Annotated in this window: 16 protein-coding genes and 1 pseudogene; 8 read left to right on the top strand and 9 right to left on the bottom strand. The window is 73.0% G+C overall.

Features of this window, described 5'->3' with window-relative positions; all coding sequences use genetic code 11:
• Nucleotides 1-327: 327 nt before the first annotated feature.
• Entirely contained in the window at nucleotides 328-3,474 is a 3,147-nt protein-coding gene (gene ileS / locus OHS33_RS09630; RefSeq protein ID WP_330329961.1) for an isoleucine--tRNA ligase, read from the bottom strand.
• A gap of 589 nt (nucleotides 3,475-4,063) precedes the next feature.
• On the opposite strand from ileS, the gene OHS33_RS09625 reads away from it, so the two are divergent.
• From OHS33_RS09625 to OHS33_RS09605, 5 genes are all read left to right on the top strand, one after another.
• Nucleotides 4,064-4,795 (top strand): TraR/DksA family transcriptional regulator, encoded by a 732-nt coding sequence (locus tag OHS33_RS09625; protein WP_330329960.1) that lies wholly within the window; start codon nucleotides 4,064-4,066, stop codon nucleotides 4,793-4,795.
• Between the two features lie 168 nt (nucleotides 4,796-4,963).
• Nucleotides 4,964-5,527, top strand: coding sequence for a signal peptidase II (gene lspA, locus OHS33_RS09620; RefSeq protein WP_330329959.1), 564 nt, complete (start codon nucleotides 4,964-4,966; stop codon nucleotides 5,525-5,527).
• Between the two features lie 62 nt (nucleotides 5,528-5,589).
• The gene (locus tag OHS33_RS09615; RefSeq protein WP_330329958.1) at nucleotides 5,590-6,531 is read left to right on the top strand and encodes an RluA family pseudouridine synthase; all 942 of its coding nucleotides are present in this window, start codon (nucleotides 5,590-5,592) and stop codon (nucleotides 6,529-6,531) included.
• Nucleotides 6,532-6,533: 2 nt separating this feature from the next.
• Complete coding sequence (locus OHS33_RS09610; RefSeq protein WP_330329957.1) at nucleotides 6,534-7,025, top strand: GNAT family N-acetyltransferase; 492 nt, start codon at nucleotides 6,534-6,536, stop codon at nucleotides 7,023-7,025.
• 269 nt (nucleotides 7,026-7,294) lie between these two features.
• Complete coding sequence (locus OHS33_RS09605) at nucleotides 7,295-8,887, top strand: Na+/H+ antiporter (RefSeq protein WP_330329956.1); 1,593 nt, start codon at nucleotides 7,295-7,297, stop codon at nucleotides 8,885-8,887.
• 172 nt (nucleotides 8,888-9,059) lie between these two features.
• Here OHS33_RS09605 and OHS33_RS09600 read toward each other — a convergent pair whose 3' ends face one another.
• Together OHS33_RS09600 and OHS33_RS09595 are read right to left on the bottom strand one after the other, a co-directional pair.
• A complete protein-coding gene (locus tag OHS33_RS09600; RefSeq protein WP_330329955.1) occupies nucleotides 9,060-10,085 on the bottom strand; it encodes an SDR family NAD(P)-dependent oxidoreductase in 1,026 nt (341 codons plus the stop codon).
• Nucleotides 10,082-11,266, bottom strand: coding sequence for a UDP-N-acetylglucosamine--N-acetylmuramyl-(pentapeptide) pyrophosphoryl-undecaprenol N-acetylglucosamine transferase (locus OHS33_RS09595; RefSeq protein ID WP_330329954.1), 1,185 nt, complete (start codon nucleotides 11,264-11,266; stop codon nucleotides 10,082-10,084). The genes OHS33_RS09600 and OHS33_RS09595 overlap by 4 nt, the downstream gene beginning before the upstream one ends.
• A gap of 73 nt (nucleotides 11,267-11,339) precedes the next feature.
• Between OHS33_RS09595 and OHS33_RS09590 the strand changes: the two genes are divergently transcribed.
• Both OHS33_RS09590 and OHS33_RS09585 read left to right on the top strand, forming a co-directional pair.
• Nucleotides 11,340-12,065 carry a response regulator transcription factor gene (locus OHS33_RS09590; RefSeq protein WP_330329953.1) on the top strand — a complete coding sequence of 242 codons (726 nt, stop codon included), beginning with the start codon at nucleotides 11,340-11,342 and terminating at the stop codon, nucleotides 12,063-12,065.
• Nucleotides 12,062-13,501: a sensor histidine kinase gene (locus tag OHS33_RS09585; RefSeq protein WP_330329952.1), complete on the top strand. Its 1,440-nt coding sequence runs from the start codon at nucleotides 12,062-12,064 to the stop codon at nucleotides 13,499-13,501. Before OHS33_RS09590 ends, OHS33_RS09585 begins: the two co-directional genes overlap by 4 nt.
• Here the strand turns inward: OHS33_RS09585 and OHS33_RS09580 are convergent.
• Nucleotides 13,457-14,515: a mechanosensitive ion channel family protein gene (locus OHS33_RS09580; protein ID WP_330329951.1), complete on the bottom strand. Its 1,059-nt coding sequence runs from the start codon at nucleotides 14,513-14,515 to the stop codon at nucleotides 13,457-13,459. The genes OHS33_RS09585 and OHS33_RS09580 overlap by 45 nt on opposite strands.
• Nucleotides 14,516-14,602: 87 nt before the next feature.
• On the opposite strand from OHS33_RS09580, the gene OHS33_RS09575 reads away from it, so the two are divergent.
• The gene (locus tag OHS33_RS09575) at nucleotides 14,603-15,172 is read left to right on the top strand and encodes a dienelactone hydrolase family protein (RefSeq protein WP_330329950.1); all 570 of its coding nucleotides are present in this window, start codon (nucleotides 14,603-14,605) and stop codon (nucleotides 15,170-15,172) included.
• Nucleotides 15,173-15,188: 16 nt separating this feature from the next.
• On the opposite strand, the pseudogene OHS33_RS09570 reads toward OHS33_RS09575, so the two are convergent.
• From OHS33_RS09570 to OHS33_RS09550, 5 genes and pseudogenes are all read right to left on the bottom strand, one after another.
• Nucleotides 15,189-16,142: pseudogene (locus OHS33_RS09570) on the bottom strand (serine/threonine-protein kinase); the annotation flags it as partial.
• 39 nt (nucleotides 16,143-16,181) lie between these two features.
• Nucleotides 16,182-17,162 (bottom strand): zinc metalloprotease, encoded by a 981-nt coding sequence (locus OHS33_RS09565; RefSeq protein WP_330334978.1) that lies wholly within the window; start codon nucleotides 17,160-17,162, stop codon nucleotides 16,182-16,184.
• A gap of 220 nt (nucleotides 17,163-17,382) precedes the next feature.
• The gene (locus OHS33_RS09560) at nucleotides 17,383-19,044 is read right to left on the bottom strand and encodes an alkaline phosphatase D family protein (RefSeq protein WP_330329949.1); all 1,662 of its coding nucleotides are present in this window, start codon (nucleotides 19,042-19,044) and stop codon (nucleotides 17,383-17,385) included.
• Nucleotides 19,045-19,162: 118 nt separating this feature from the next.
• Nucleotides 19,163-19,957, bottom strand: a complete 795-nt coding sequence (locus OHS33_RS09555; RefSeq protein ID WP_330329948.1) for a DsbA family protein — start codon at nucleotides 19,955-19,957, stop codon at nucleotides 19,163-19,165.
• A 47-nt stretch (nucleotides 19,958-20,004) separates the two neighbouring features.
• Nucleotides 20,005-20,694: a hypothetical protein gene (locus OHS33_RS09550; protein WP_330329947.1), complete on the bottom strand. Its 690-nt coding sequence runs from the start codon at nucleotides 20,692-20,694 to the stop codon at nucleotides 20,005-20,007.
• Nucleotides 20,695-20,742: the final 48 nt, after the last annotated feature.

Genomic DNA, 20,742 nt, shown 5'->3' with positions numbered 1-20,742 from the left:
GCCTCAAACGCCGGCGGGGCTGGGTTTGGCTCGGGCGGGGCTGGAGCTGGCTCGCGGGCGGGGCTGGTGCTGGCTCGGTGGGGCTCGATCTGGGCTGGAGGGGGGTATTTCAGCCTGCCCGGCGTTTGAGGGCCCGCCGGAGGCACGAGCCCGCCCGGCGATTGAGGGCCTGCTGGGCGGTGAGGGCCCGCCCGGCGATTGAGGGGCCGCTGGGCGGTGGCAGCCTGCCCGGCGATTGAGGGTGGACGGGGGACGGGGGCGCCCCCGTGGTGGACATGCCGGTGGCCCGGACCCCCGGGGTGGGGGCCGGGCCACTGGTGGGGGAGGTCAGGCCTTGCGGAGGTGGAAGGTCAGGGACAGGGGCTCGTCCTCGAAGGCGGGGCCGTAGGTGGGGTCCGGGGAGCCGGAGGCGTAGTCCGTGGAGAGGACCTCGTCCGCGATCAGGGCGGCGTGGTCCGTCAGGGCCGTCACGACCTCCGGGTCCGTCGAGGACCAGCGCAGCGCGATGCGGTCGGCCACGTCGAGGCCGGAGTTCTTCCGGGCCTCCTGGATCAGCCGGATCGCGTCACGGGCCAGGCCCGCCAGCCGCAGCTCCGGGGTGATCTCCAGGTCCAGCGCGACCGTCGCGCCGGAGTCGGAGGCCACCGACCAGCCCTCGCGCGGGGTCTCCGTGATGATGACCTCCTCCGGGGTGAGGGACACCGGGGAGCCGTTCACCTCGACCTCGGCGGAGCCGGCCCGCAGGGCCAGGGACAGGGCCGCCGCGTCCGCCGCGGCCACGGCCTTCGCGACGTCCTGGACGCCCTTGCCGAACCGCTTGCCCAGCGCCCGGAAGTTCGCCTTGGCCGTGGTGTCGACCAGCGAGCCGCCGACCTCCGACAGGGAGGCCAGGGAGGAGACGTTCAGCTCCTCCGTGATCTGGGCGTGGAGGTCGGGGGAGAGGGCCTCGAAGCCCGCCACGCCGACCAGCGCGCGGGACAGCGGCTGGCGGGTCTTGACGCCCGACTCGGCGCGCGTCGCCCGGCCCAGCTCGACGAGGCGGCGTACCAGCAGCATCTGCTGGGACAGGGTGGCGTCGATCTGCGCGGCGTCCGACTCCGGCCAGGTGGACAGGTGCACCGACTCCGGGGCGCCCGGGGTCACCGGCACGACCATGTCCTGCCACACCCGCTCCGTGATGAAGGGGGTCAGCGGGGCCATCAGCCGGGTGACCGTCTCGATCACGTCGTGCAGGGTCCGCAGCGCGGCCGCGTCGCCCTGCCAGAACCGGCGGCGCGAGCGGCGCACGTACCAGTTGGAGAGGTCGTCGACGAAGGAGGAGAGCAGCTTGCCCGCCCGCTGCGTGTCGTACGCCTCCAGCGCCTCGGTGACCTCGCGGGTCATCGTGTGCAGCTCCGACAGCAGCCAGCGGTCCAGCACCGTGCGGTCGGCCGGGGCCGGGTCGGCGGCGCTGGGCGCCCAGCTCGACGTACGGGCGTACAGGGCCTGGAAGGCCACCGTGTTCCAGTACGTGAGGAGGGTCTTGCGCACGACCTCCTGGATCGTGCCGTGGCCGACGCGGCGCGCCGCCCAGGGCGAGCCGCCCGCCGCCATGAACCAGCGCACGGCGTCGGCGCCGTGCTGGTCCATGAGCGGGACCGGCTGGAGGGTGTTGCCCAGGTGCTTGGACATCTTGCGGCCGTCCTCGGCGAGGATGTGGCCCAGGCAGACCACGTTCTCGTAGGAGGACTTGTCGAAGACGAGGGTGCCGACCGCCATCAGCGTGTAGAACCACCCGCGCGTCTGGTCGATGGCCTCCGAGATGAACTGCGCCGGGTAGCGCTTCTCGAAGATCTCCTTGTTCTTGTGCGGGTAGCCCCACTGCGCGAACGGCATCGAACCCGAGTCGTACCAGGCGTCGATCACCTCCGGCACGCGGACGGCCTCCAGCGAGCAGCCCTCGTGGGTGCACGGGAAGGTGACGTCGTCGATGTACGGGCGGTGCGGGTCCAGGTCGGAGAGGTCCGTGCCCGTCAGCTCGCTCAGCTCGGCGCGGGAGCCGATGCAGGTGAGGTGGTTCTCCTCGCAGCGCCAGATGGGCAGCGGGGTGCCCCAGTAGCGGTTGCGGGACAGCGCCCAGTCGATGTTGTTGTTCAGCCAGTCGCCGAAGCGGCCCTGCTTGACCGTGTCCGGGAACCAGTTCGTCTTCTCGTTCTCCCGCAGCATCGCGTCCTTGACGGCGGTGGTGCGGACGTACCAGGACGGCTGCGCGTAGTAGAGGAGCGCGGTGTGGCAGCGCCAGCAGTGCGGGTAGCTGTGCTCGTAGGCGATGTGCTTGAAGAGCAGGCCGCGCGCGTCGAGGTCGGCGGTCAGCTTCTCGTCGGCCTTCTTGAAGAAGACGCCGCCGACCAGCGGGACGTCTTCCTCGAAGGTGCCGTCGGGGCGGACCGGGTTCACGACCGGCAGGCCGTACGCGCGGCAGACCGCGAGGTCGTCGGCGCCGAAGGCGGGGGACTGGTGGACCAGACCGGTGCCGTCCTCGGTCGTGACGTACTCGGCGTTCACGACGTAGTGGGCCTCGGCCGGGAACTCCACGAGGTCGAAGGGGCGCTGGTAGGTCCAGCGCTCCATCTCCTTGCCGGTGAAGGACTCGCCGGTGGTGACCCAGTCCTCGCCGAGCGCCTTTTCCAGCAGCGGTTCGGCGACGACGAGCCGCTCGTCGCCGTTGGAGGCGACGACGTAGGTGACCTCGGGGTGCGCGGCCACGGCGGTGTTCGACACCAGGGTCCACGGGGTGGTCGTCCAGACCAGCAGGGCGGCCTGTCCGGCGAGGGGGCCGCTGGTCAGCGGGAAGCGGACGAAGACGGAGGGGTCGACGACCGTCTCGTAGCCCTGGGCCAGCTCGTGGTCGGAGAGACCGGTGCCGCAGCGGGGGCACCAGGGGGCGACCCGGTGGTCCTGGGTCAGCAGCCCCTTGTTGAAGATCTCCTTCAGCGACCACCACACGGACTCGATGTACTCGGGGTCCATGGTCCGGTAGGCGTCGTCGAGGTCGACCCAGTAGCCCATGCGGGTCGTCAGCTCGGCGAAGGCGTCGGTGTGGCGGGTCACCGAGTCACGGCACTTGTCGTTGAACTCGGCGATGCCGTACGCCTCGATGTCCTTCTTGCCGTTGAAGCCGAGTTCCTTCTCGACGGCGAGCTCGACGGGCAGGCCGTGGCAGTCCCAGCCGGCCTTGCGGGCCACGTGGTAGCCGCGCATGGTGCGGAAGCGGGGGAAGACGTCCTTGAAGACGCGGGCCTCGATGTGGTGCGCGCCGGGCATGCCGTTGGCGGTGGGCGGGCCCTCGTAGAAGACCCACTCGGGGCGGCCCTCGGACTGTGCCAGGCTCTTGGCGAAGGTGTCGCTCTCGCGCCAGAACTCCAGGACGGCGTGTTCCAGGGCGGGCAGGTCGACCTGCGCGGGCACCTGACGGTATTGCGGCGGGGTGGTCATGAGGCGTTCTTCCTCCGGCGGCGTGAGATCTCCGTCGGAGGGACGAGAGCAGTGCTCCCGCGGTACCACCCTCCTTGGCCGTCGGACGGATCCGATGACCCCCTCATTGGGGCGCGAGCCGGTTCTACGGGCCGTACGGGCGCCCAGGGGGCCCGTACGGACTTTCTTCCGGCGGCTCCGGGGTGATCCTTCGCATCGCGCTCGCCCCCGGGCTCTCACCGTCCCCGGGTCGCTCCTGGCTGCGTCCGACGCTACTCGTCCCCATCCATGCCTTTCGCTGGGCCCAGTGTACGGGCCGGGGGGCCGCTCGGCAGACCGGTTTACGGGGGGTGCGGCGAGGGCGGCGGCGGGGGGTGGGGCAGGGGGTGTGGCAGGGGGCGCGAAAGGGGCGCGGGATTGACCCGAACGGTCTGACGCGCCCGTCCGGGCTCCGGCGCGCCGGTAGGACCGGATTATCGGGCCCTGAGCTGGGCACAACGGATGCAGTCGGCCTCGGCGGACGCGTGCCCCGTTGCCGCGGGGCCGAAGTCGATTTATCGTCCCACCACGATTCGCGTGCAATATCACAGTATGTGAAGGGGCCGCGGCCATGGTGGCGAAGAAGACCGCCGCGAAGAAGACGGCGTCAGTGAACGAGGCGTCGGCGGAACCGGTGAAGCAGGTCGCGAAGAAGGCCGTGAAGACCGCGGCCGCCAAGAGAACGGTCAACAGCACGGCCAAGAGCAGCCCTGCCGAGAGCAAGCGCACCGCCAAGACGTCCGCGAAGAAAGCCACGGCCGCTCCGGCCGCGGAAGAGACGGGAGCCGGGAAAGTGGTTGCCAAGAAGAGCACGGGCACGGCGAGGAAGACGGCCACGGCCGCGACGAGCGGGCTGCCCAAGACACGTGCCGCGGCCGGCCGGGCCGCCGCGGCCGCGACCGAGCCGGGCGGGCTCGCCGTACGGCCCGGCGAGGAACCCTGGACCCCGGAGGAGGCCGCCGAGGCCCGTACGGAGCTGACCTCGGAGGTGCTGCGGCTGCGCGGCGAGCTGACCGCCTCCGAGCAGGCCATCTCGGGCCTGATGCGGGACTCCGGCGACGGCGCGGGCGACGACCAGGCCGACACGGGCACCAAGAACATCACCCGCGAGTCGGAGATGGCCCTCGCGGCCAACGCCCACGACATGCTGGAACAGACCGAGCGGGCCCTGGAACGCCTGGAGGCGGGCACCTACGGGCTCTGCGAGAACTGCGGGAAGGCCATCGGCAAGGCCAGGATGCAGGCGTTCCCGAGGGCCACGCTGTGCGTCGAGTGCAAGCAGAAGCAGGAGCGCCGCCACTAGCGCCGCCGGCGCGGTGGCGGGCGCGGTGGCGGGCGCCGCGACGGGCGCCGCGAACGGTGCCGTGGCCGGTGCCGTGACCGGGAAGAGCCGCCTGACGTACCCTCGTGTTCTGTTCAGGGCCTCCGGGAGCCTGACAGCTTCCTGATCGGGCTAGTTCGAGGGACTCACGTGGCAGAGGCGGAGCGCATCATCGGTACGCCCGAGGTCGGGGACGACACCCCCCAGCCGGAGTCCGAGCGGCCCAAGGGGCACCGCCGGATCGCGGCGCTGCTCATCGTGGCGGTGCTCGCGTACCTCCTCGACCTCGGCAGCAAGATGCTGGTGGTGGCGAAGCTGGAGCACCAGGCGCCGATCCGCCTCGTCGGCGACCTGCTCAAGCTCGACGCGATCCGCAACCCCGGCGCCGCCTTCGGCTTCGGCGAGGCCTTCACGATCATCTTCACCTGCATCGCCGCCGGCGTGATCGTGGTGATCGTGCGGCTCGCCCGCAAGCTGTACAGCCTGCCCTGGGCCATCGCCCTCGGCCTGCTGCTGGGCGGTGCGCTCGGCAACCTCACCGACCGGATCTTCCGGTCCCCGGGGGTCTTCCGGGGCGCCGTGGTCGACTTCATCGCGCCCGCGCACTTCGCCGTCTTCAACCTCGCGGACTCGGCGATCGTGTGCGGCGGGATCCTGATCGTGCTGCTCTCCTTCAAGGGCCTGGACCCGGACGGCACCGTCCACAAGGACTGATCGGGGCCGCCCGGAGCATGATCGCGGATCGGCGGGGCGGTCTTGTCCGGCATACTCGACAGGTGAGTACGATTCCCGAGATCCGAACCCTGCCTGTTCCCGACGGCCTCGAAGGCGAGCGCATCGACGCTGCGATCGCCCGTATGTTCGGGTTTTCCCGGACGAAGGCGGCCGAACTGGCCTCGGCCGGGAAGGTGTCGGTCGACGGCAGTGTCGTCGGGAAGTCCGAGCGGGTGCACGGCGGCGCCTGGCTCGAAGTCGAGATGCCCGCCCCGCCGCGCCCGGTCGAGCTGGTGGCCGAGCCCGTCGAGGGCATGGAGATCGTCCACGACGACGACGACATCGTGGTGGTCATGAAGCCCGTGGGCGTCGCCGCCCACCCCAGCCCCGGCTGGACCGGCACCACCGTCATCGGCGGCCTCGCCGCCGCCGGATACCGGATCTCCACCTCCGGCGCCTCCGAGCGCCAGGGCGTGGTGCACCGCCTCGACGTCGGCACGTCCGGCCTGATGGCCGTCGCCAAGTCCGAGCGGGCCTACACCTCCCTCAAGCAGCAGTTCCGCGAGCGCGTCGTGGACAAGCGCTACCACGCGCTGGTCCAGGGCCACCCGGACCCGATGAGCGGCACCATCGACGCCCCCATCGGCCGCCACCCCAGCTCGGACTGGAAGTGGGCCGTGACCCAGGAGGGCAAGCCCTCGGTCACCCACTACGACCTGATCGAGGCGTTCCGCGCGGCCTCGCTGCTGGACATCAAGCTGGAGACCGGCCGTACGCACCAGATCCGCGTGCACATGTCGGCGCACCGGCACCCCTGCGTGGGCGACCTCACCTACGGCGCCGACCCGACCATCGCCAAGCGCCTCGGCCTGACCCGGCAGTGGCTGCACGCGGTGCGGCTCGGCTTCGAGCACCCGTCGGACGGCCAGTGGGTCGAGTTCGAGAGCACCTACCCGGCCGACCTGCAGCACGCGCTGGACGTGATCCGCGCCGAGAGCGAGTGACGGTGGGCGCGGCGACTGCCGGACCGGCCGGACCCGTCGGCTACGAGGTCCGCGTCGCGGAGTCGGAGGCCGATCGCGCGGCCTGCTTCGCCGTGCGGACCGAGGTCTTCGTGATCGAGCAGTCCGTGCCGGAATCGCTGGAGTACGACGCCTACGACGCGGACGCGGTGCACGTCCTGGCGGTGGGCCCCGGCGGACCGCTGGGCACCGGGCGGCTGCTGCACGGTGCGGCCGCGCTCGGCAAGACCGGCTCCCCGGACGTGGGCTCGCTCGGCCGCCTCGCCGTGACCAAGGCCGCGCGCGGGCTCGGGGTCGGGGCCGCGCTGGTCCGGGCCATCGAGGGCGAGGCCGTGCGGATGGGGCTGGCCGCGGTGGATCTCGGGGCGCAGACCCATGCGCTCGGGTTCTACGAGCGGCTCGGGTACGTGGCGTACGGGCCGGAGTTCGACGATGCGGGGATGCCGCACCGGGCGATGCGGCGTCCGCTGCGCTAGCCGTTCGTCGTTCTGCCCTCAGGCGCCGGGCGGGCTGATCCCGACTCCGGCGGGGCGCGCTGCCGCCTGCGGCGGGCTGGTGTTGCCTCCGGCGGCGCCTCAAACGCCGGCGGGGCTGGATTTGGCTCGGGTCGTGCCGACTCCGGCGGCGCCGGGGGGTGCCTCCGGCGGCGCCTCAAACGCCGGCGGGGCTGGATCGGGTGGCCGCTGGATATCCGGTGCGCGTGTGCCTGTGGGCCGAGTGCCAGCGGATGCGGCAGGGTGTGGGAGTGGATCAGCTCGCGCTCCTCTTCGTCCTGCTGCTCGGGGCCGTCGTTTCCGTTCCGCTCGGTGACCGGCTCGGGTTGCCCGCGCCGGTGCTGATGACCATCGGCGGGGTGGTGCTGGCCCTCGTGCCCGCCGTGCCGAACGTCGACATCCCGCCCGAGTTCATCCTGCCGCTCGTCCTGCCGCCGCTGCTGTACGCCTCCGTGCAGCGGACCTCGTGGCGGCAGTTCGCGGCCAACATCCGGCCCATCTTCCTGCTCGCCGTGGCGCTCGTCTTCGTGACCACCGCCGCCGTGGCCGCCGTCGCGCACGCGGTCGTGCCCGGGCTGCCGGTCGCGGCCGCCGTCGCGCTCGGCGCGCTCGTGGCCCCGCCCGACCCGGTCGCGGCCACCGCAGTCGCCGGAACGCTCAGACTGCCCCGCCGGATGGTGTCGATCCTGGAGGGCGAGGGCCTCTTCAACGACGTGACCGCCATCGTGCTCTACCACGTGGCCATCGCCGCGGCCGTCAGCGGAAGCTTCTCCTGGCCCGGCGCGCTCGGCGAGTTCGTGCTCTCCGCGGTCGTCGCCGTGGCCGTCGGGCTGGCCCTCGGCTGGGCCGCGAACCGGCTCATGGGGCGGCTCGGCGACGCCACGCTGCAGATCGGCCTGACCCTGCTCGTGCCGTTCGTCGCCTACGTGCTCGCCGAGGAGTTCGATGGGTCGGGCGTGCTGGCGGTGCTCACCACCGCGCTGTTCCTGGCCGAGTACGCCACCGACGCCGACGACGTGCTCGGCCGGCTCGCCGGGCACACCTTCTGGGAAGTCGTCGACATGCTCGTCACCGGCGTCGCCTTCGGGCTGATCGGGCTGGAGCTGCACCACGTCTTCGGCACGGCGAGCGGCCGCGAGTGGGCCATGGCCGGGTGGGCGGCGGCCGTCACCGCGGTGGTGATCGGGGTCCGGCTGGTGTGGCTGATGCCCGCGTCCTGGCTGGCGCAGAAACTGCACGACCGGCGCGACGTCGACGAGGAGATCCCGCTCAGCTGGCGGGAGAGCGTCGTCATGTGGTGGGCCGGGATGCGCGGGGTGGCCTCGGTGGCTCTGGCCCTGGCCATCCCGTACCGGACGGACGACGGGCGGCCCTTCCCGGTCCGCGACGAGATCGTCTTCATCGCCTTCGCCGTGATCATGGTGACGCTGGTGCTCCAGGGGCTGACCCTGCCGTGGCTGGTCCGGCGCCTGGGCGTGGAGGCGGACCAGGACGCGGAGCGCGACTACGAACGCGCGCTCGCGATCCGCGCCGCGAAGGCCGCGAAGCGCAGGCTGAAGGAGATCGAGGAGGCGGAGGAACTGCCGGAGGACCTGGTCGAGCAGCTGCACCGGCGCGCGTACGACGTCGGCGCCAGGATCAGCCCCGACATGGTCGACGAGGAACGGCGCGAGGCATACGCGAAGCGGGTGGAGCGGATCCGGGACGTCCAGCGCATCCAGCGCGAGATGATGTCCGCCGCCCGCCACGAGGTGCTCGCGGCGCGCAGCGAACCCGGCGCCGATCCGGAGATCGTCGACCGGGTGCTGCGTCACCTGGACGTCCGCAGCCTGCGCAGCCCGTAGCGGCGGGGCGTACCGGGCCGGTCCGTCGCCGGACGGAGTCCGGCGCAGCGACGCGAAGCCCGTGAGGCGCCCTGGCGCCGAGCGGTGCGAGTGGCGCGTGGAGAGGAGGGGCTCGTCGACCGGGTGCTGCGTCACCTGGATGTCAGGAGCCTCCGGAGTCCCTGAGGCGTGCTCACACCTGGTAGCGGTCCGGGGCGAAGAGGTCCAGGTGGGCCGCGATCCAGTCCGAGGTCAGGGACAGGCCTTCCGCGAGGGAGACCCGCGGCTGCCAGCCCGCCCAGTCGCGGGCCCGCGTGTTGTCCGAGAGGAGGCGCTGGACCTCGCTGCCCGAGGGGCGCAGCCGGGCGGGGTCGACGACGACCTCCGCGTCCCGGCCCGAGGCCTTGATCAGGGCCGCGGCCAGTTCGCCGATGGAGATCTCCTGGCCGGAGCCGAGGTTGACCACCTGGCCCAGGGCCCGGTCGCACTCCGCGACCGCCAGGAACCCCTCGGCCGTGTCCGTCACGTACGTGAAGTCCCGGGTCGGGGTCAGCGAGCCGAGGCGGACCTCCCGGGCCCCGGAGTGCAGCTGGGCCAGGATCGCCGGGATCACGGCCCGCGCCGACTGCCGTGCGCCGTAGGTGTTGAACGGCCGGACCACCGTCACCGGCAGCTCGAAGGCGTGGTGGAAGGAGAGCGCCATCATGTCCGCGCCGATCTTCGACGCGGAGTACGGCGACTGCGGCTGGAGCGGGTGGCTCTCGGAGATCGGCGCCGTCAGCGCGGTGCCGTACACCTCGCTGGTCGAGGTGTGCACGAAGCGGCGCACCGCGTGCCGGCGGCAGGCCTCGGCGACGTTCTCGGTACCGGTCACGTTCGTCTGGACGTAGGCGCCGGGCGAGACGTAGCTGTACGGGATCCCGATCAGCGCGGCCAGGTGGAACACGGTGTCGCACCCGGCCACCGCGTCGCTGACCCGGCCCGCGTCCCGGACGTCGCCCGCCCACATCTCCACCGGGCCGTCCGGGTCGGCCAGGTAGCGCGCCAGGTGGCCCTTCTCCGCGTACGGCTTGTAGTGCACGAAGGCCCGCACCCGGGCGCCGCGCGCCACCAGCAGGTCGACCAGGGTGGACCCGATGAACCCCTCCGCCCCGGTGACGAGGACGGTACGGCCGGTCCAGTTGAAGGGAGTGGTGCCGGTGTGTGCCGCGGTGCTCATGCGTGCTCCAGGGAGGGGAAGGTGAAGGGGGAGGGCAGGGGGTGGCCGGAGATCCGCAGGACCTCCGCGGCCAGGAGTTCGGCGGCCCGCGCGTGCGGGCCCGGGTCGGCGGCCCCGGCCATGGCGGCCAGCCGCGCGGGGTCGGCCAGCAGCGGCCCGGCCAGCTGGGCGAGGGCGGCCGCGGTGGTGTCGCCGTCCGCGAGGAGCAGGCCCGCTCCCGCGTCCGACAGCACCCGGGCGTTGTGCGTCTGGTGGTCGCCGGGCGCGTGCGGGTAGGGCACCAGCACGGCCGGGACCCCGGTCGCGGCGAGTTCCGCGACGGTCGCCGAACCCGCCCGGCACACCACCAGGTCCGCCGCCGCGTAGACCAGGTCCATCCGGTCCAGGTACGGCACGGCCCGCGCGATCCGGTGCCCGCCGTTCGCCGCCAGCTCGGTGACCGCCGTGGCCAGTGCCTTCGGCCCGGTCTTGATCAGCAGCTGTACGTCGTCACGCTCCTGCCAGAGCCCGGCCAGCGCGGCCGCCGCCCCGGTGAGCCGTACGGCGCCCAGGCTGCCGCCGTTGAACACCACCAGCCGCCGCCCGGCGGGCACCCGCAGGGCCCGCCGCGCCTCGTACCGCAGCGCGTCCCGCGCCGGGCGGTCCAGCTCCGCGAGCCCGGCCAGCGCCGCGGAGATCGGCATTCCGGTGGTCAGCGCCCGCTCTCCGCCCGCCAGGTGCGCGCGGCTGCGGTCGAAGGCGACCGCGATGTGCGGGGTGAGCCGGGCCGCGAACTGGTTGGCCCGGCCCGGTACCGCGTTGGACTCGTGGATCACCGCGGGCAGCCCGGCCATCCGGGCCCCCAGCACGGCGGGCGCGCTCGGGTAGCCGCCCATGCCGACGACGACCCGTGCGCCCTGGGCGCGGATGACCGTACGGGCCTGGGCCGCCGACCGCAGCAGGGCCGCGGGCAGCAGATAGCGCTTCGCGCCGAGCGCGGGGTCGAAGGGGATCATGTCGACGGTGTGCAGCCGGTAGCCCGCGCCGGGGATCAGCTCGGTCTCCAGGCCGCGTTCGGTCCCGATGAACGAGATGACCGCCCCGGGGACGGCGGCGCGCAGCGCCTCGGCGAGCGCGAGCCCCGGATAGATGTGGCCGCCGGTGCCGCCCGCACCGATCACGACGGAGAGTGGTGTGGTCATGGCCGCACACTCCCGGTGCGCCCTAAGAACGTTCTAAGAGGTTCTCTCACCCGCCTTTGGCACTCTTTGTCCCATGAGCAGTCAGGTGGGCGGTCAGGTGGGCAGCCAAGCGGGCGGTCAGCGGATTCTGGTGGTCGATGACGAGCCGGAGGTACGGGCCGCCGTCGAGGACGGGCTCGCGGTCGAGGGGTACGAGGTGCGCGGGGCCGCCGACGGGCTGGCCGCCCTGAGCGAGGTCGCGGGCTGGCAGCCCGACGCGCTCGTGCTGGACGTGATGATGCCGGTGCTCGACGGGCTCGGGGTGTGCCGTCAGCTGCGGGCGCTGGGCGACCGTACGCCCGTACTCGTCCTCACCGCGCTCGGGTCGGTCAGCGAGCGGGTCGACGGGCTGGAGGCGGGGGCGGACGACTACCTCGTCAAACCCTTCGCCCTGGACGAGCTGGTGGCCCGGGTCCGGGCGCTGCTGCGGCGCGCCGCGCCGGAGGCGGGCGGCGCCCCCGCGGAACTCGGCTTCGCCGATCTCGTCCTGGACCCCGCGACCCGGACCGGGCGCCGGGGCGGCCGGAACCTGGAATTCAGCCGGACCGAAGCCGCCCTGCTCGAACTGCTGCTGCGCCACCCCGGGCAGGTGCTGCCGCGCGAGGTGATTCTGGAGCTGGTGTGGGGCCGCGACTTCGGGCCGGACTCCAACTCGCTCGCCGTGTACGTCGGTTACCTGCGCCGGAAGCTGGAGGCGGCGGGCGAACCGCGCCTCGTCCACACCGTGCACGGGGTCGGCTACCGGCTGGACGCGGCGTGAGCGGGCACGGTCGCCGCGGACTCGGCGCGCCCTGGCGGCGGCGCCGCCCGCTGCGGACCCGGCTCGCGCTCGCCGTCACCGCCGCCGTGGCGTTCGTCGCGCTCGGGGTGTGCGTGGCCGCGTACCTCGTCGTACGGTCCGCGCTCTACCAGCAGCTCGACGACAGCCTCACCCAGTCCGCCCGGCTCGCCGCGCAGCGCGGCGCGGGGGCGGGGCCCGGGACGCTGGCCGGGGAGTGCCGGTTCAAGGCGGCGCCCGCCTGTGCGGAGGTGGTGCCGACGGATCCCGGACAGGACCCGGCGAAGGGGTTCCTGCTGCCGGTCGGCGCGCGGACCCGGGAGGTCGCCGCGGGCGAGCGCAGGCCGTACTACACGAACATCGAGGTCTCCGGGTTCCACGCCCGGATGCTGACCACCGACTTCGCGGACGGACGGGCCCTGCAGGTCGCGCTGCGCGCCGACACCGTCGAGGCGGGCATCGCGGAGGCCACCTGGCAGCTGGTCCTGACCGGCGCGGCCGGCGTGCCGCTCGCCGCCTGGCTCGGCTACTGGGTCTCGCGCACCGGACTGGCGCCGGTCACCCGGCTCACCGCCACCGCGGAACGGATCGCCGCGACCCGCGACCCCCGGCACCGGATCGAACTGCCGCCGCCGGGGCGGGAGGACGAGATCACCCGGCTCGCGGACAGCTTCAACACCATGCTGGGCGAGCTGGAACAGTCCGTCACCGCCCAGCGCCGACTGGTCGCCGACGCCTCGCACGAGCTGCGCACCCCGCTCACCGCGCTGCGCACCAACGCCGAACTGCTGGCCCGGGCCGACCGGCTGACCCCCGAACAGCGCGCCCGGGCGAGCGGTGCGCTGGGGCGGCAGCTGCGGGAGGTGACCGGGCTGGTCAACGACCTGATCGAGCTGGCCCGGGACGAGGAGCCGCAGCCGCTGGTGGAACAGGTGCGGCTCGCCGCGCTGCTGGAACACGGGGTGGCGGCGGCCCGTACGCACTGGCCCGCCGTGCCGTTCGCCCTCCGGGTGGCCGAGGACCTCCGCGCGGGCGGGGAAGCGGCCGGGGGCACGGTCCCCGGCGTGCCCGCCCGGCTCAGCAGGCTGCTGGCCAACCTGCTCGACAACGCCGCCAAGTTCAGCCCGCCGGGGCTCCCGGTGGAGGTCGAGCTGACCGCTCCCGGCGGCCGCCCCGAGCTGACCGTCCGCGACCACGGCCCGGGCATCGCGGACGAGGACCTGCCGTACGTCTTCGACCGCTTCTACCGCGCGAACACCTCCCGCGCCCTCCCCGGCTCCGGCCTCGGCCTGGCGATGGCCCGCCAGATCGCGCGGGCCCACGGGGCCGAGCTGACCGCCGAGCGGGCTCCCGGGGGCGGGGCGCTGTTCCGGCTAGCTTTCGGGGGGAACCTCGGTGGGGCGCACGGCGGCGGGTGAGGTGGCGATGCGGGGGAGGGCGTACGGGTGTTCCGCGGCCAGCCAGGCGATCAGTTCCTCGCGGACCGCGCACCGCAGGGTCCAGATGTCGTCCGCGTCCTTCGCGGTGACCACGGCCCGGACCTGGATGGTGTGCGGGGTGGTGTCGGTGACGACCAGGCCGCTGGATCGGCCGTCCCACTCGGTGTGCTCCTTCAGGATGTCCTGGAGCTTCTCCCGCATCAGGGCGACCGGAGCGCGGTGGTCCAGGTGCAGGAAGACCGTCCCGGTCATCTCGGCGCCGCCGCGCGACCAGTTCTCGTACGGCTTCCCGGTGAAGTACGACACCGGCATCGTGATCCGCCGCTCGTCCCAGGTCCGTACGACGAGGAAGGTCAGGGTGATCTCCTCGACCTTCCCCCACTCCTTGTCCACGACGACCGTGTCACCGATCCGGACGGTGTCGCCGAAGGCGATCTGCAGCCCGGCGAAGAGGTTCCCGAGCGTGGACTGGGCGGCGATGCCCGCCACGATGCCGACGAGACCGGCCGAGGCCAGCATCGAGGCGCCGACCGCCCGCATCGCCGGGAAGGTCAGCAGCATCGCGGCCACGGCCAGCACCACGACCATCGCCGTGACGGCCCGCTGGATGAGCGTGACCTGCGTACGGACCCGGCGGACCCGGGCCTGGTCGGCGGCCCCGGCGGCGTAGCGCGCGTACACCGATTCGACGGCCGCGGTCGCGATCCGCACCAGCAGCCAGGCCGCCGCCCCGATCAGCACGAGGTCGAGGGCGCGGCCGACCGGCACCCGGTACGTCTGGAGCACCCCGGCCTGGAGGTACGAGCCCCGCAGCAGGGCCGCGCCCAGCAGCAGCAGGAACGGCGGGCGGCAGCGGCGCAGCAGACCCCACAGCGGGGTCTCGCGGTGCCGGGCGTCGGCGCGGCGCAGCAGCAGGTCGAGCAGCCACCCGGCGAACAGGGTGAGTACGACCGAGCCGCCGACGACGATCAGCGGGCGCAGTACGGTCTCCATGACCCGACCGTAGCGGAATGCCCCGGCCGTGGCGGCGGGGGTCGGCCTCCCGTGGGCGGGAGTGCGCCGAGCTGGCACGATTGACCCATGAACATCATGCTTTTCCACTCGACGTACGGACTGCGGCCCGCGGTGCACGCCGCCGCCGAGCGGCTGCGGGCCGCCGGGCACGAGGTGCAGGTCCCGGATCTCTTCGAGGGGCGTACGTTCGGGACGGTCGAGGAGGGCATGGCCCACCAGGAGGAGATCGGCCGCGACGAGCTGCTGAAGCGCGCGGTGCTCGCGGCCGCCCCCCATTCGGACGGCGGCCTGGTCTACGCCGGTTTCTCCTTCGGCGGCTCCATCGCCCAGCACCTCGCCTTCGCCGACGCCAAGGCGCGCGGGCTGCTGCTCCTGCACGGCACCTCGGACATCGCGGACGACGCGGCGGTCGACGAGCTGCCGGTGCAGCTGCACATCGCGGACCCGGACCCCTTCGAGCCGCACGACTGGCTGACCGCCTGGTACCTGCGCATGCGGCGCGCGGGCGCGGACGTCGAGGTCCACCGGTACCCGGGCGCGGGCCACCTCTACACGGACCCGGAACTGCCGGACTACGACGAGGAGGCCGCCGAGCAGACCTGGAAGGTGGCCCTGGCCTTCCTCGACAGCCTGTAGGACCGGCCTCTCAGCCGCGCCCCCGGGGCGCGGGCGCCGCGGGGAAGCGAGGGCTCCGGGGCCCGGGCGGCGGCTGTGGCGCCGGGTCCTGGCGCGCGCCGCCCACGGCCTCCGGGCGCGCGCCGCCCGCCGCCCCGCCACGCACCGCCCCTCCGCCCACCGATGTGACGCGGGCCAGCAGGGCGTCCAGCCGGGCGCCGTCCGGGCGTGCGGCCGGGTCGCGGACCAGGAGTTCGGCGAGTACGGGCCCCAGCGCCCCGGCCCTGCGCGCGGCCGGGACCGGTTCCTCCAGCACGGCGGCCAGCGTGGCCATGTGCGTGGGCCGGCGCATCGGGTTGACCCCTTCGACCGCCACGTACAGCAGGATGCCCAGCGACCACAGGTCACCGGCGGGCAGGCCGGTGCCCCGGATCCGCTCGGGCGCCATGTACTCGGGGGTGCCGATGACCTCGCCGGGCAGGGTGAGCGGGGTGGCGTCGGCCAGGGCGGCGATGCCGAAGTCGGTGAGGACGGCCGAACCGTCCTGGCGCAGCAGGACGTTGGCGGGTTTCACGTCCCGGTGGTGGATCCCGGCGGCGTGCGCGGCGCGCAGGCCGGAGAGGATCTCGCGGCCGAGGCGGGCGGCCTCGGCGGGGGCCAGCGGGCCGCGTTCCAGCAACTGCTGGAGGGAGCCGCCGGGCAGCAGCTCCATCACCAGCCAGGGGTGCGGGTCCCCGTCCACGATGTGGTGCAGGGTGACCACGTGCGGGTGGCTGATCCGGGCCTGGGCCCGGGCCTCGCGCAGCACCCGCTCGCGCAGGATCCGGGCGGGCTCCCCGGCCTCGTGTCCGGGCGGGGGCCGCACCTCCTTCATGGCCACATCGCGGTGGAGGGCACGGTCCAGCGCGTGCCAGACCGTGCCCATGCCACCGCTGCCGAGCCGCTCCAGCAGCTCGAACCGTCCGTCGACCACGTCCCCCGGCGTACTCATGGCGCCAGGGTAGGCGGGGCCGGACGGGAACGGCACCGCTTAGGCGCGGTAGGCCGTCCAGGAGCTCTTCATGCGGGCCACCTGGCCGGCGGTGAACTGGTACATGCACGAGTCGTACGTGTAGTCCATGAAGTTGTGGATCGGGTCCGCACCGGGCGCGGTGCAGGTGTCGCGGCCGGTCGGGCACTCGAAGGCCGCGCTCGACTCGGCCGGGGTGTCGGAGACCGAGTCACCGCTGCCCGTGCAGCCGCCCTGGAAGGTGTGGTAGAGCCCCATCCAGTGGCCGACCTCGTGGGTGGCGGTGTCGCCCTGGTTGTAGTTGGTGGCGGAGCCGCCGGGGATGGAGCTGTTGAGGATGACCACGCCGTCCATCTTGGGCTGCGAGGCGTAGGAGCTGGGGAAGGTGGCCCAGCCGAGCAGCCCGCCGCCGAGGTTGGCGGTGTAGAGGTTCAGCGCGTTCTTGCCGCCCTTGCGCAGGGCGGTCTTCATGTCCTTCTCGGCCTTGGTGCCGTCGGAGACGGTGTACCAGGTGGCGTTGTTGGTGGTGTCGGTGCCGGCCAGCGAGAACTGGAAGCCGGAGTCGACGTTGCCGGTGCCCTGGCCCGCGTAGGCGGCGTTCAGGACGTCGATCTGGCCCTTGATCTGGGCGGCCGTCAGCTGACCGGCGCTGCCGTTGGTGATCACGTGGACGTAGACCGGGATGGTCGTCGTCGCGGCGACGGCCGCGCCGCTGGCGCGCAGGCCGTCGAGCTGCTGCGCCTTGGCGGTGGCGGCGGCCAGGCCGAGCTTCGACTTGAGGTCCGCGTCCATGGCCTTGACCTGGGCGTCCGTCAGCTCGTTGGAGTCGGAGGCGTGCTTGGCCTGGGGGCGGGCCACACGGGCGTTCGCGGAGGCGCCGGCTCCGGCGGCCTGGTCGGCGCAGACCTCGGCGGGGGTCTTGACGGCGGAGGCGGCGGCGACCGAGGTGGGGGCGGTCAGCGGTGCCAGGGCCAGGGTTCCTGCGAGGACGGCCGTGCCCATGAGGCGGCGGCGGAGAAGGGGGGATATGCGGGCAGCAGCGCGCACGTTGGCTCCTCGTAGCGTGGTGGGGGCGGAGGGATTTCCTCACGCTGGCGCGAAGCTTATGTGTTCATGACATCTTCAAGTCAATGCTTGAAAGTAAAAGATTTGTTGCTTCGGGGGAGTGGGGGCCTCCGGAAAATGTCCGAAAACCCCCACCCGCAGGAAATTTGACGGCGCGTCAGCGAACCGGTCGGTCTGCCCGCTCCACCTTCTGGGTACCGTTCAAGGTCCGGTACGAACGCTCCCAGGACGTCGTCGCGTTCTGCTTCGTCTTGTCCGAGATGGTGTAGTAGTCCATCTGCGACCGCTCGGCCGTCACGTCCAGGACTCCGTACCCGTGGGCGTCCATGTCCAGCCATTTCACATGGCGGTTGGCGGCCTTCACGGCCGTCTCGGCCACCAGCGAGACCGTGTCCGCCGGGACGTGCAGGAAGTCGTCCAGGTTGTCCGAGGTCACCGAGGTCACCACGAACTCGACCGCCGCCGACTTCGAGAAGGGGTACGTCGCCGCCGTCACCGGCACGTCGTTGGCCCACGCCATGTGGATGTCACCGGTCAGGAACACCGTGTTCTTGATGTTGTGGCCGCTCAAGTGGCCCAGCAGCTCCGCCCGGTCGTCCGTGTAGCCGTCCCACTGGTCCACATTGACCGCGAGCCCGCCCTTCGGCAGCCCCAGCAGGCCGGCCAGCGGCTCCAGCAGGTGCGCCGGGAGCGCGCCGAAGGCCACGGGCGAGATCATCACCGAGGTGCCGACCAGCCGCCAGGCCGCCTGCGAGGAGGACAGCCCGGACTTCAGCCAGTCGAGCTGGGTCCGGCCGGTGATCGTGCGCTCCGGGTCGTCGACCTTGCCGCTGCCGACGCCTGCCTGCTGTGAACGGAAGCTGCGCAGGTCCAGCAGGAGCAGGTCGACCAGGTTGCCGAAGCGCAGCTCGCGGTAGACGGTCCCCGCGGTGGACGGGCGGACCGGCATCCACTCGAAGTAGGCCTGCTTCGCGGCGGCGGCGCGGGCCGCCCAGTCGCCCTCGGCGCCCGGGGTGTGGTTCTCGGCCCCGCCCGACCAGGCGTCGTTGGCGAACTCGTGGTCGTCCCAGATCGCGATCATCGGGTGGACCGCGTGCAGGGCCTGCAGGTCGGCGTCCGTCTTGTACTTGCCGTGCCGGGTGCGGTAGTCGGCGAGGGTGATGATCTCGTGCAGCGGCGCGTGCTGGCGCACCACGTACTTCGGCTCCGGGAAGCCGCCCGTCTTGTACTCGTAGATGTAGTCGCCGAGGTGCAGCACCGCGTCCAGGTCGGTGCGGGCGGCCAGGTGCCGGTAGGCGGAGAAGTACCCGCCCTCCCAGTTCGCGCAGGTGACCACGCCGAAGCGGACGCCGGGCACCTGGGCGCCGGCCGCCGGGGCGGTGCGGGTCCGCCCGGCCGGGGAGACGGTGGCCCCGGCGGTGAACCGGTACCAGTACGCCGTCTGCGGGCGCAGCCCCCGCACGTCGGCCTTGACGGTGTGGTCGGCGGCCGCGGTCGCGGTGACGGAGCCGCGCGTGGTGATCCGGGTGAAGGCCTGGTCCTCGGCCACCTCCCAGTCCACCCGGGTGTCGGGGCCGAGGCCGGAACCGGGGACGGCGTCGGCGGTGGGGGTGACGCGGGTCCAGAGCAACATGCCGTCGGGCAGCGGGTCGCCCGAGGCGACTCCGTGCAGGAAGGCGGGGGCGTTCTCATCGGCGTGGGCGGCGCTTCCCAGGGCGGCCGTCGCGGCGAAGGGGGCGAGCGCGGCGACACCGGCGGCGGCCTTGACGACCGTACGGCGGCGCGGCGCGGCGGAGGAAGAGGGGAGAAGACTGGTCACGGCCGGTCAGATTACTGGCCAGTAAGTCCGGAAGACAGCCCTCCCAAAGCAAAGGGCGGGCGAACTCTGGGAGTTCGCCCGCCCGGTGCGTCATGCGTCGTGCGTCACGCGTTGTGCGTCAGCCCTTCAGCGCCGCGTCGATCGCCGTGTTGAACGCATCGACCGTCTGCGGGGTCTCGATCTTCTTGCCGTCCATCTTCAGCGTCGGGGTGCCCGTCACGCCCGACTTGGTGAAGGCCTTCGACATCTCCAGCGCCCACCGGTCGTAGGTGCCGTCCTCGACCGCCTTCTTGAAGGCGGCGTTGCCCTTCAGGGCCGGGACCTGGTCCGCGATCTTCAGCAGGGCCGCGTCCTTGGCGAAGGCGTCGTCGCGCTCGTCCGGGTGGTTCGCCGTCGAGTACAGCGCCCCCTTGTACTCCAGGAACGCCTCCGGGCTGACGTCGAGCGCCGCGCCCAGCGCGCTCAGCGCGTTCTTCGAGCCCACGCCGGAGGACATGGTGTCGATGAAGGTCGCGCCGAAGTACTGGAGCTTGTACTTGCCCGCGTCGACGTCCTTCTTGACCTGGGCGCCGGAGGTCTGCTCGAACTGCGCGCAGGCCGGGCAGCGCGAGTCCTCGTACAGCTCCAGGGTCTTCTTCGCGTCCGCCTTGCCGATGACCACGGTCGTGCCGTTGTCACCGGTGGTGTTCTTCGGCTTGACCAGGGTGGCCGTGGCCGCGGCCTCCCAGGCGGTGGGCTTGGTCTTCTGGACGACCGCGTAACCTATGCCGCCCGCCAGCGCGAGGGCTGCGACGACCGCGCCCGCGACGATGACCTGGCGGCGGGCCTTGTCCTTCTTCGCCTGGCGCTCGCGCTCGGCGCGCAGCTTCTCGCGGGCGGCTGCCTTGTTGGCGTGGCTGTTGCGGGAACTCATGGGGTACTCCGTGGGGTGAAGCGGTTCGGATGGGGGACTGCGGTGCGTCAGACGCCGAGGAGCGGCGCCGGACGCGGCGGTCCCCTCCGTCCCACGGAGTGCGCGGGGAAGCGCGTACGAGCCCCCACGCCCGGGAGCACCGCCCGCAGCGCGGGCCGCCGGGGCCCCGGGGCGGCGGCCCGCGAGGCCACCGCCAGCAGCAGCGGCCGGAAGGCGCGCACCGCGATCACCCGCAGCAGCCGGCCCAATGCCCGCTCCCCGCGGCGCAGCCACAGCGCGGCCAGCAGCCCGACCGAGACGTGCGCCCCGAGCAGCAGCCAGGGCGTCCAGGGGCCGGGCGAGGTGAGCAGCAGGGCGGGATCCGCGGCGGGCCCGGCGACCTCGGCCAGCGGCCCGCCCACCGGGGCGCCCCCGCACAGCTCTGCCAGCCCCAGCGCGCGCAGCGGGCCGTCGACCGGGCCGCCCGCGGGGCCGTAGCAGAAGTGCTGGGCGGCGGTGAAGGCCGTGTCGGCGGCCAGCTCCAGCGGGACCAGCAGTCCGGCGATCGGGCCGAAGCCGCGCTCGCGCCCGGCGAGCGCGAAGGACAGGCCGAAGACGGCGGCGAAGGCCCCGGCCAGCAGGGCGGGCGGCAGCGGCACCCGGGACATCAGGACGTGCGAGCCGGCCGAGAGCAGCACGACGAGCGCGCTGAACAGCGCCGCCCGCAGCCCTCGGAGCCCTGCCTCTGATATGTCCATTGCGGCCGAGTGTGCCATGGGTCCCTGTGAGAGGGGGACCTTGGCCCC

Origin of the sequence: Streptomyces sp. NBC_00536 (assembly GCF_036346295.1) — a bacterium.
Lineage (GTDB): Bacteria > Actinomycetota > Actinomycetes > Streptomycetales > Streptomycetaceae > Streptomyces.
Note: the sequence above shows the minus strand (reverse complement) of the source record. Positions and strands in the feature narration are given on the sequence as shown.